The organism is Providencia sneebia DSM 19967, from assembly GCF_000314895.2.
Taxonomy (GTDB): Bacteria; Pseudomonadota; Gammaproteobacteria; order Enterobacterales; family Enterobacteriaceae; genus Providencia; species Providencia sneebia.
On sequence record NZ_CM001773.1, the window covers coordinates 1,213,434 to 1,224,997 of the forward strand.

At 35.0% G+C, this 11,564-nt stretch carries 12 protein-coding genes; all 12 read left to right on the top strand.

Annotated elements, in window-relative coordinates; all coding sequences use genetic code 11:
* Window positions 1-52: 52 nt before the first annotated feature.
* Entirely contained in the window at window positions 53-556 is a 504-nt protein-coding gene (locus tag OO7_RS05010; protein WP_169337384.1) for a hypothetical protein, read from the top strand.
* A 33-nt stretch (window positions 557-589) separates the two neighbouring features.
* Window positions 590-1,003: a hypothetical protein gene (locus tag OO7_RS05015; RefSeq protein WP_043892652.1), complete on the top strand. Its 414-nt coding sequence runs from the start codon at window positions 590-592 to the stop codon at window positions 1,001-1,003.
* A 15-nt stretch (window positions 1,004-1,018) separates the two neighbouring features.
* Window positions 1,019-1,288, top strand: a complete 270-nt coding sequence (locus OO7_RS05020; protein ID WP_008914882.1) for a type VI secretion system PAAR protein — start codon at window positions 1,019-1,021, stop codon at window positions 1,286-1,288.
* Between the two features lie 1,105 nt (window positions 1,289-2,393).
* Window positions 2,394-2,891, top strand: coding sequence for a type VI secretion system contractile sheath small subunit (gene tssB / locus OO7_RS05025; RefSeq protein WP_008914883.1), 498 nt, complete (start codon window positions 2,394-2,396; stop codon window positions 2,889-2,891).
* Window positions 2,892-2,911: 20 nt separating this feature from the next.
* Entirely contained in the window at window positions 2,912-4,387 is a 1,476-nt protein-coding gene (gene tssC, locus OO7_RS05030) for a type VI secretion system contractile sheath large subunit (RefSeq protein WP_008914884.1), read from the top strand.
* Window positions 4,388-4,393: 6 nt separating this feature from the next.
* Window positions 4,394-4,831, top strand: a complete 438-nt coding sequence (tssE, locus tag OO7_RS05035) for a type VI secretion system baseplate subunit TssE (RefSeq protein WP_008914885.1) — start codon at window positions 4,394-4,396, stop codon at window positions 4,829-4,831.
* A gap of 1 nt (window position 4,832) precedes the next feature.
* Window positions 4,833-6,614, top strand: a complete 1,782-nt coding sequence (gene tssF, locus OO7_RS05040) for a type VI secretion system baseplate subunit TssF (protein WP_008914886.1) — start codon at window positions 4,833-4,835, stop codon at window positions 6,612-6,614.
* Complete coding sequence (gene tssG, locus OO7_RS05045; protein WP_052329018.1) at window positions 6,578-7,615, top strand: type VI secretion system baseplate subunit TssG; 1,038 nt, start codon at window positions 6,578-6,580, stop codon at window positions 7,613-7,615. Before tssF ends, tssG begins: the two co-directional genes overlap by 37 nt.
* A gap of 5 nt (window positions 7,616-7,620) precedes the next feature.
* Complete coding sequence (gene tagH / locus OO7_RS05050) at window positions 7,621-8,892, top strand: type VI secretion system-associated FHA domain protein TagH (RefSeq protein WP_008914888.1); 1,272 nt, start codon at window positions 7,621-7,623, stop codon at window positions 8,890-8,892.
* 1 nt (window position 8,893) lies between these two features.
* Window positions 8,894-9,448, top strand: coding sequence for a type VI secretion system lipoprotein TssJ (gene tssJ / locus OO7_RS05055; RefSeq protein WP_008914889.1), 555 nt, complete (start codon window positions 8,894-8,896; stop codon window positions 9,446-9,448).
* Between the two features lies 1 nt (window position 9,449).
* Window positions 9,450-10,808, top strand: a complete 1,359-nt coding sequence (gene tssK / locus OO7_RS05060; RefSeq protein ID WP_043892653.1) for a type VI secretion system baseplate subunit TssK — start codon at window positions 9,450-9,452, stop codon at window positions 10,806-10,808.
* The gene (gene icmH, locus OO7_RS05065; RefSeq protein ID WP_008914891.1) at window positions 10,801-11,556 is read left to right on the top strand and encodes a type IVB secretion system protein IcmH/DotU; all 756 of its coding nucleotides are present in this window, start codon (window positions 10,801-10,803) and stop codon (window positions 11,554-11,556) included. Before tssK ends, icmH begins: the two co-directional genes overlap by 8 nt.
* Window positions 11,557-11,564 lie beyond the last annotated feature (8 nt).

The following is an 11,564-nucleotide window of genomic DNA, read 5'->3' on the forward strand; positions in this document are numbered from 1 at the left end:
ATTTTCTAAGATTATTCTTTCTTTTATTCTAATGATAATAGGAAATGTGGCAATGGCATCAACAATAAGTTATTCAGTAAAGACAGGGGTAGATATTAAATATGCCTTTTGTGAAATAAAAACTAATGGTGTACCTGGAGTAAATAATAGGGATGCAGTTTTAGATGGTATTCCGGCAGGAACGACAGCAACAAATTCATTATTATTACTAGAAAATGGAATAAATACTTTTACAATAGACATGTCTTCACCTGAATGGTTTTCAAAAGAAAAAAAATCAGAAAAAGAGAAGGATATTTTTAATGAGAATGCATATTGTAAAGCTGATGTCAGATTTATTGATTATAAACAAGGTAAGGTTGGGTCATTAGGTGAAATTAATATAAAAATTAATGAAAAAGGTATTCCTGAAGCGTATTTAGATAATGAAATTGATAAGAATATAATAAAGACTATAAAAAAAGAATATACTCAAAAACTGACTAAAAATAAAATCATGGAAGTGCCTGAAAATGAATATCCAAATGGTATGACCATCTATCAGTTTGATAAATAAATTGTCATTAATGGTATACCGGAATGGAAATGGGTGACATCTGAACCATACACCGGTACTCAACAGCAAATTGATGAACTGAAAAGTGCATATGAAAAATTGTGGACAGAATTTAATAATAGAGACCTTGACGGTATTAAAAAATCGTTAGCCATTTCTTTAGATGCTTGGGCTGTTGCTTCAGATTCCACACCAGATAAAATATCTGATTCACATCAGTTTGAAGAGGAATTTAAACGTAAAAAAGCAAAAATGATACCAATAGATTGGAATAACTATGAGATTGTTTCTTTTAATAAAGGACGCCTAGTGAAAATGGTATATAAAGAAGAGAAGGAATTTTCTCCATTAGTTATGTATTATGTTAGTTCTAATGGTGTTGAAGGTGTATTTACATATTCGCCAATGTTTTCTTTAATTGATGGCAAATTTGTGCCCGTTATTTAGCAAAGATGATTAATTATGCCAAACATTATTCTTCTCGGTGATTTAGATACAGGCCATGGAAAGCATGGCCCGACTCAAGTAATAACTGGTTCATTAACGGTTAAAGTGGATGGTAAAGCGGTTGCTCGACAAGGTGATACTTTAGCGCCTCACGGCGGTCATTCAAGAACTATTGTCGAAGGTTCCAGTAGCGTATTTATTGATGGGAAACCTGCGGTGAGAACGGGTGATGCAGTCAGTTGTGGTGGCGTTTTGATGGGCAATTCATCGGTAAATATTGGCTAGTTGCATAAATAAAATAGAGGAAGTCGAATATTTTATTAAGATAAGGTATTTGATTTTCTCTATTTATTGCAAAATAAGCACTCCTTTCACGCGAACATTATAATTAAACGTTATCAATATAATACGTTATGATTAATATTTTATTTCATATCTATTAAATAGCAATAATAATTGATACATAACTGGGTTCAATCGCGCTCAATGTTTGTTGATGACAATATATGATCATTAATCACGTTTCCAGTTAATCAAAGCAACCAATTTCGATTTAGTTGTTGAGTTTGACTATACATACAACAAGACAATGATCAAATAATTAAAAGTATACTATTTATTAGGGTTAAGTTATGAATTAGCTATGAGCTATTCATATTAAAATTAAGTCTATTTCATCTCTGGCCACCATTGCCGTAGTTCAAATTTAGATATAATAATTTAATTTATAATTAAAAGTAATGTTTTAAATCTTTCACATAATTAATTAAATCTGTATAGCATGTTGATTTGAACATTGTTATTATACCTAGTGAATCATTTGAACTCTTAATATGTGTTTTATTAGGTGATTCTCTAGGGTTGTTTGCTGTTTGTTTTTATACCAAATTTCAATTGATAATATGAATATTTGAAAAATCATTAAAACAATTTCACCAATCTATTTTAATTAATCAATAATAGATGTAAAAGAAAATTGAAATTAACCGTTACCTTCTAAAATTGTTTTTTTTGTAAAACATTAAATGAGTATACTTAAAAATTGTTTAGTAATTAATCAGATAAAGGTGGTTTTAGTATACGTAGAACAATCACTTTATTTCATCATTAATAATAGAAAATTTAATTTATGAAACATATTGTTGCAAAAAGTTACATTAAATAGATTTAAAATATTGCTCATAAGAAATATTTCTATATTATAGAATCATATAATTAATAAAAATAATAAGTATCAACTTTACACCACCAAAACAATATTACTCCTCTATTGAGTTAAATTTGACTCGATAGAAGATTCTGTGCTCTAAATTTATTCTTATTTATAATTTTGAGCATATTAAAACTTATTTAATGAGATTTTAGGTTAATTTAAGGAGCTTAATTTATAATGAGTAAGAATATTCTTGGTAGTGTAGCACCAAAAGAAAGGATTAATATTAAATATACACCTAACAGTAGTGGAAATCAGTCAGAAGTAGAATTACCACTTAATATGTTAGTTGTAGGAGATATGATAGGCAGAACTGAAGATATACCAATAGAAGAACGTAAAACAATTTCTATTAATCAAAATAATTTTAATTCTGTTATGGAAAGTGTCAACATCAATTTAAATATTGATGTAGCAAATACGCTTGAAGAAGTTAATGATACTGAATTAAATGTCAATTTAAACATAAAGTCTTTACAAGATTTCTCTCCTGATAATATTGCTCGCCAAGTACCTGAGTTAAATAAATTACTTGAGTTAAGAGAAGCATTAGTCGCATTGAAAGGTCCTCTCGGTAATATCCCTGCTTTTAGAAAACGTCTACAAGAGCTTCTTGAAAATGAAGATTCTCGCGAACAATTACTAAAAGAATTAGATATTAATAGCCAAAAATAATGTTTATAGAGGATTATTGCATGTCGTTAAATACTGACACTCAGGAACAACAGGTTTCTTCATCAAATATATCTTTATTAGATGAAATTATGGCTCAATCACGGATGTCTCCAGAGTCAGAAGCTTATGGTATTGCTAAGCAGGGTGTGGCCGCATTTATTAGTAATATTTTTGCTAATAATGAAGAAGACCAAGTTAATAAATTATTAATAGATAAAATGCTTGTTGAATTAGATAACAAGCTTAGTGCGCAAATAGATCAAATCATGCATGCGCCAAAATTCCAAGAGATCGAATCTTCATGGCGTTCATTAAAGTTATTAGTAGATCGTACTGATTTTAGGGAAAATATCAAAATTAATATTCTTCATGCAACCAAAGAAGAGTTGTTAGAAGATTTTGAATTTTCACCTGAGATTGTACAATCTGGTTTTTATCAGCACGTTTATTCTTCTGGTTATGGTCAGTTTGGTGGTGAACCCGTTGCAACAGTTATTGGTAATTATGCTTTTAATAATACCACGCCAGATTTAAAACTGATGCAATATGTTAGTGCTGTTGGTGCTATGGCTCATGCTCCATTCTTATCTTCTGTTTCGCCAAATTTCTTTGGTATTAATAGCTATGCTGAATTACCCGCTATTAAAGATATTAAATCTGTTTTTGAAGGTCCAGCTCATACTAAATGGCGTGCGCTACGTGAGACTGAAGATGCGCGTTATTTAGGTTTAACTGCATCACGTTTTTTATTACGACTACCTTATTCACCATCAGAAAACCCAACTAAACTATTTAACTATATTGAAAATGTGAAACAAGATCACAATCATTTTCTTTGGGGAAATACGGCTTTCTTATTGGCGGGCTGCATTAATGACAGTTTTGCAAAATATCGTTGGTGTCCAAATATTATTGGGCCACAAAGTGGCGGTACAGTAAATGATTTGCCTGTGCATGTTTTTGAATCTATGGGTGAATTACAAGCAAAAATTCCTACTGAAGTTTTAATTACTGATCGTCGTGAATTTGAACTTGCTGAAGAAGGTTTTATCACACTGACGATGCGCAAAGGGAGTGATAATGCTGCATTTTTCTCAGCAAACTCAGTACAAAAACCAAAAACATTCCCAAATACGCCAGAAGGCAAAATTGCTGAAACCAATTATAAATTAGGTACACAACTACCTTATATGTTTATTATCAACCGCTTAGCGCATTATATTAAAACGCTACAGCGTGAACAAATTGGTTCATGGAAAGAACGCCAAGATTTAGAAAGAGAATTAAATATTTGGCTAAAACAATATATTGCTGATCAAGAAAATCCTCCAGCAGATGTGCGCAGTAAACGTCCTCTGCGTTCTGCTCAAATTCAAGTTCTTGATGTTGAAGGTGATCCAGGTTGGTATCAAATCGCAATTCAAGTACGTCCTCATTTCAAGTATATGGGGGCAAACTTTGAATTGTCGCTTGTTGGCCGCTTAGACAAAGAGTAAGCACCAATGGCCGCTAACTATAACTGGGAGTCTTCAGAAACTTCCAGTTTATTTGAGCGTATTCAAGGGAAGGGCTCCGGCTCTTCCCATAATGCTCGAATGGATGCGTTGGTAAAATCCATAAAGCAAAATTTAAATCAAATTCTTAATAGTCGACCAGATGCTTGTCAAAGTTCTGCGGCATTAGGTGTACCTGATTTAAATGATGCTACTCAAGCAGCAACAGATTTCCGTAAGAGTTTAGAAGGTTCAATTACGACTTGTATTAATGATTACGAACCTCGTATTAATAATGTACAAGTCACTTTTATTGAAAATGATACGGATGCTTTACTGCTTCGATTTAGTATTACTGCTTTTATTGATTTAGATAACCAACGTCAGTTAGTCGAATTTAATATGCAACTCGACAATAATCGGCGATATCAATTGAAACAACGTTAATATGTCTTCTAATCCATATTTTAAAAATGAACAAGAATATTTAAGCGTGCTTACTGAACGTGTAGCGGCTGAAAAGCCTCATCTTGTTGATTTTTTATCAAATAATATTCATGATCCTGATGTAGCTCGCGTAATGGATGGGTTAGCTTATCTTTCTGGCGATCTTCATCAGCAGCTTAATTCGCAATTTGCTGAATTGACAAGCAGCTTAGTGAATATGCTGTGGCCAGCATATACCCGTCCTTTTCCGAGCATGACAATTGTCGAATATCAAGTCAATGCTCAGAAACTTGATCAAGCAAATAAAGTAGCTGCAGGTCAACATTTTGTGGCTGCGCCGATATATGTTCAAGGAGAAACACCTAATTCAGATAGTTTGTATCAATGTCGCTTTAGTCAATGTCGAGATTTATGGTTACTTCCTGCTCAAATTTCGCAAATCCATCAACATAATGATGCTATAGAAATAAGCTTTAAATTAGATAGACCAAGAACATTGGCCGAAATTGGTCTTGATAAACTACGTATTTATTTGAATGGCGCAGCGTATACCACGAATCAGTTATTTTATTTATTGAGTCATAAAATTAAGAATGCCACTTTAGTAACCGACCAGCATCGTCTTAATTTAGATAAATTTGCTGCTCTTCCTGTCGGTTTTAAAAAAGAAGATGCATTACTTCCTTATCCAAAAAATAGCTATGATGGATATCGCATATTGCAGGAATATTTTTGTTTTCCTGAAGCATTCATGTTCTTGGATATTAAAGGATTAGATGACCTTCCTTTAGCACTGAATACAGATTCATTTAAACTTATTATTTCTTTCGAAATAGATATTCCTGAAGCTGTTATAATCAGAGATGACAGTATCAAATTAAATTGCGTACCTATTGCTAATCTTTTTACTATGGATAGTGAAGCAATTAACTTAACGGGAAGAAAAGATGATTATGTATTGAGTGCTAATTACCGTATCCCACAGTGTTATGATATTTTTTCAATTAACCAAGTACAAGGATTAAGATATCCAGAGAATGCTCCGTCATATACAGTTAATTATACTGCATTTGAAAGTTTTCATCACCAAAGCTACAACACAAAAGACAATAACCACGGATATTATAGACTAAAAATTAATAATGCTAAGAATGATATCGGTTATTCCCATAATCTGTCTTTTGTCCGTAATAATGAAATCCAATTGCAAGATTGCATAGAAACTGTTTCTGCTTCTTTAAATTGCACGAATAGGAATATTGCATCTCGGCTTTCTAGCCATTCTATTTCTCTCGATAAGACTTGTATTCCAGAAGGTGCTTTATCAGCAAGCAATTTATTTAAACCAACAATTCCTTTATACCCATTATTAGGTCAAACACTGTATTGGTCAGAGCTAACAAATCTTTCATTAAATTATAAATCATTGCTGAATTTGACTTCATTAAAGCAAATTCTTCAATTATACGATTTACCTGCAATATTTCATCGCCAGTCAGCAAGACAATCACAGCAATGTTTGGATGCTCTCATCGATTTACAAAGCGAGCCTATTGAATACCAATACCGCGGATTACCTGTTCGTGGATTAAAAACAATATTAACCGTTCGTCAAAGTGCATTTTTAAGTGAGGGCAGCTTATTCTTATTCTGCACAGTTATTGCACAATTTTTTGCTTTATATACCAGCGTGAATATGTTTCATGAATTAGAAGTCTTCAATGTTGATAACAAGGAAACTTATCGGTGGCCAGCTCAAATCAATCAGCAGATACTAAATTAATAGAATGCTGGCTTGAGAAAGCGGGTAATTCTGTCATTCATTATGATTTTTATCAACTTGTGGAATTGCTTTATAAACTGCAACACAAGGACGAAAGTGCATACAATGAAGCTGATGATTTAATTAGTTTCAAATCTTGTGCAAATATCGCCTTTCCTACTCGTGATGTTGTTTCTGTTGCAAAAAATCAGCAAGGGCAAGTTGAACTTGAAGTTGCTTTTTTAGGGCTACATGGAAGCCAATCACCTTTACCAAGTTATTATCTTGATGATCTTGCATGGGAAAATGCTCAGCAACAACCGGGTGTTACAGATTATTTAAACCTATTTAATCACCGATTAATTTCATTATTACATCGTATTTGGCGTAAATATCGCTATTACATTTGTTTTGAAAATGAAGGTGTCGACTCTTTTTCTCGCTATATGTTTTCCTTAGTTGGTTTAGGAAATGAAGTTAATCGCGAAAAAGTACATATCAACCACAGTAAAATGCTGGCTTATGCAGGGCTATTATCAAGCCCCAGCCGTTCACCTGATGTCATTAGTAGCTTAATTGCTCACTGTTTCGATCTTGAACATGTCGACGTTATTGGCTGGCAGACGCGTAAAGTACCAATACCAAAAAATCAGCAAAACCGACTCGGCGTAATTTCGCACCAAGCTGGAAAAAAATCTCAGCCACTTATGGTATTGGGTGAAAATTTCAGTTTAGGTGAGCATATTTACGATTGTAATGGTAAATGTACTATCGAATTCAATGAATTGTCACTTGAACGCTACATGTCATTTTTACCAAATGGTGCCAATTTCCTACCTCTTGTTGCTTTTGTGTCTTACATCTTTCATGAACAGCTCGCATGGGATTTACGACTCAATATTTCAGAAAATCAAGCTGAAGGGATGTGTTTAGGCCGACAGCAACATAATCAATTAGGATGGCAAAGTTTCTTAGGTAAGCCTGAAAAACAACCTAATGTCACTATTACTGTACTGGAATAAATCATATGGATAAGTATTTACCAACTATTTCATTTCGTTTGATAAATGGTGAATTGCTCGAAAGCGGTTATGTTTCGAGTATGACATTTTCACAAAATGGCGGACAAATCGGTAGCAGTTCACAGTGTCAGTGGCAGATACAAGATAAACAAAACACTGTTGCACCTGTGCAATGTTCTATTCTTTGGAAAGATAAAAATTTTTGTATTAAAGCCAGTACAGAATCAGTCTACGTTAATAATGCACTTGTCTCTGTTTACCAAGATTCAGTAAGGCTTGCTCAAGGGGATCAAATTAAAATTGGTCAATTTATTCTCTCTGTTAATGTTAATTTAACGGGGCAGCCGGTTGAAGATGTCATGGCTGTTTCACCACAATCTTTAGTATCAAATAACAGTAATCCTCTTGATTCATTATTTGATACATCATTAACACAAAACTATACCCCAACGAATAATGAGCTGGCACCAACAGTCCAAGGCACTTTGACTTATGACCCACTTCAAGCTTTAGAAAATGAAAGTTTAAGCCTCATTTCTCAAACAAAATATCAATCGGCCGATTCATTATTAGCGCATAGCGGACATTCAACTTCGTTTACGACTCACCCTTTTTCAGATAATCAAGGCAATACCATGGTTCAAGAATTTATGGATTTACCAAAAATGACTCCGACATCTGATGATTCAATTACAGATATTGAACACGTGGCTGTGAATCCGTTAATGCAAGGTCTTGGTATCCATTTGAATTTACAGACAACTCAACAAGCTAATGACTTTTTAGTTGAATTAGGAAAAACGGTTCGCTCAACAATTGAGGGATTATTATCATTGCAGCAACAACAAGAAAGTTTGCAAGATAAACAGTTGCGCCCTATTGAAGATAATCCATTAAGATTAAATAGTAGCTATGAAAAGACAATGGAGCTGATGTTCACGGAAGAACGTAGTCCAGTCCATCTTTCTGCACCTTCTGCTGTAGCGGAAAGCCTACGTAATATGCAATTGCATTATCAAGCCAATCAAGCTGCTATTTCCACGGCGCTTTCGACGATGTTAGCGGCTTTTTCTCCTGAGCATTTGTTGAACCGTTTTTCACATTATCGTCGCGCATCAGATAACACAGCAACAGACGATGCTTGGGCATGGAAAATGTATAACAATTATTATAAGGAGCTATCATCTTCCCGCCAGCAAGGCTTCGAAAAACTCTTCTATGAAGTCTATACGCATGCTTATGACAGGGCGTTAAGAAAAGGGCTTGAGGAAGAGTAAGATGCGCATCCGATACTCACTATCATTAGTCTTTTTACTGCTATCAATATTGACATTGAGTGGTTGCTCTCGGCCATTGGAAGCAGTAACCAAAATAGGCCAAGTCATTCTTGATCCGTCCATTCCTATTGGACCACTTGAAGATAGGCCATCAACAATTTCGTTAACTATTTTAGCTGAGCCAAATATCAATCCTAATCAGGATGGTGAAGCTACGCCTATTAATTTACAAGTTGTTTATATGAATGAAGATTCTCTTTTTGCAGCACTTGATTTTGACCAAATCGAAGAGCAGGAGGGTGATCTTAAAAAATTACTGAAAAAAAACTATATCGATCATCAGGATTACACCCTTGTTCCTGGCCAATATAAGCCTTTGCCGGATATTGAGCTTTATCCCGATAACCGCTACATCGGCGTGATTGGTTACTATTCTGATCCTGATAATGCCGAATGGAAAAAAATTGTTAAAGCCCGTGGAAAAGGGCGCCACTACTTCCTTCTAGCACATATTAGAGGAAATGAGATCGAATTTAGACAAGAGGAAGATGATTAGTATGTCGACTAAAAATAGAGTGATTTGGCGTGAAGGCTTATTTATTAAGCCACAACATTTTCAACAACAACAGCGCCATCAAGATTATGTCACGGAAAGCATACTAAAGAGCTATATTTCGCATTTTTGGGGGCTCAGTTCTTTAACGCTAAGTGATGAATTGTTTAGTTTAGGCCGTATTGGTATTAAAGAAGCATCAGGTGTAATGCCTGACGGCACTGTTTTTTCTATACCTAGCCAAGATATTTTACCTCAACCCATTGATATTAAATCCATTGGTGAAGGTGATAACAATATTATTTATCTTGCATTTCCTTTGATGAATAATTCAGTCAATGAAGTTTCCTCTGAGTACAGTAGTGACCGTTTATTATCACGTTATGCTGATAGCATGGAAAATATCCGTGATATCCACACTGAAGGTGGAGACATCAGTGCTATTCATGTGGCAAAACTAAGACCAATTTTAAAACAAGGTTCTAACGAAATGGATGCCTATGTCACTTTGCCTCTTTGTAAAATTAGAGAACGCAGCGCAAATGGCAGCCTAACACTTGAAACAGACTTTATACCAGCTTGCCTAAATATACGCACCTCACCAATTCTTGATGAATTCTTGGCCGAACTGCAAAGTGCTTTATATGAGCGAGGCCGCCAAATTGCATTGCGTATTGGCTCTCCAGGACAGCACGGCATTGCAGATGTTGCCGAATTTATGATGCTACAAGTGCTAAATCGCAGCTACCCGCTCTACTCCCATTATTCTCAAGAGCCCATTATTCACCCTGAGGTGCTATTTAGAGATCTACTTGAATTATGTGGTGAGCTACAAACGTTCACAAATGCATCTCGTTTGCCAAGCACGACTTTTCCCTATCAGCACTTTAATTTAACGGCAAGTTACTTCCCATTGATTAAAGATATTAGAGAAGCATTGAGTGTTGTGCTAACACCAAGAGCTATTCCTATTCCACTGGAAATTCAAGATCTCGGTATACGCGTTGCAACAATTCACGATAAGCAATTGTTGCAAAAAGCAGAATTTATTATTGCGGTTAAGGCTAATATGCCGCAAGAACTATTACGCCAGCAATTCCCTCAACAATCGAAAATTACTTCTGTGAATAATATTCGCAAAGTTGTTAGCGTGCAGATCCCAGGTGTTAGGCTGATCCCATTATCAACCGCACCACGCCAACTACCTTATCATTCTGGCTATAACTATTTTGAACTTGATAAGAATAGCGATGTTTGGGCAGAAATCTTGCAGCACTCCAATATGGCCTTCCATGTTTCAGGCAATTTCCCTGAACTTGATATCCAGCTGTGGGCTGTTAGAGGCGGGCTAGATAATGACTGAACATAGTGTATTTAATGATTTTTCCCAACGAGATCATACACAGAAAAACTATCAGCTGCCGTTGAGAGGAAATAGCATCAATCCCATGATAGATGCGGCAACGCCGTTACTTGGTATGGTTCTCAGAATGAAATCGATGTCTGAAACACCTTTGTCACAAAAACTTTATCAGCAAGTTGTTGCAGATATCACTTCAATCGAGCAACAGCTACAAACTCAAGGTTATGAGCCAGGTGCAATTGTTTCATTTCGCTACGTTTTATGCACTTTTATTGATGAAACGGCATTAGGGTTAGGATGGAACCAAAATAACGACTGGGTAAAACAATCATTACTCGTTCATTTCCACAATGAATCTTGGGGTGGAGAAAAAGTCTTTGTATTAATTGAAAGATTACTTGGTGAGCCTAAACGCTACCTCGATTTATTGGAGTTTATTTATCTASCTTTGTGCCTTGGTTATCGCGGTCGTTACAAAGTGACTACGGGGCAAGATGATGAATTTAATCATCTTCTTAGGCGTTTACAGAAACAAATTCAACAATTGAAAGGTGAAGCTAAACCTATTGTGTTATTTGATGAAGGTGGCAATAAACATCAGCGTTACCGTTTAAGTAAACGCTTCGGTGTCCGCTATATCATCATTACGGTAGTGATTTTGGCACTTATCATTTACTCCATCTATTCATCCCGACTTAGTTATCAAACGCTGAGCATTGTGGAACAACTAAACTCTTTACTCGGCTAGGACTCATT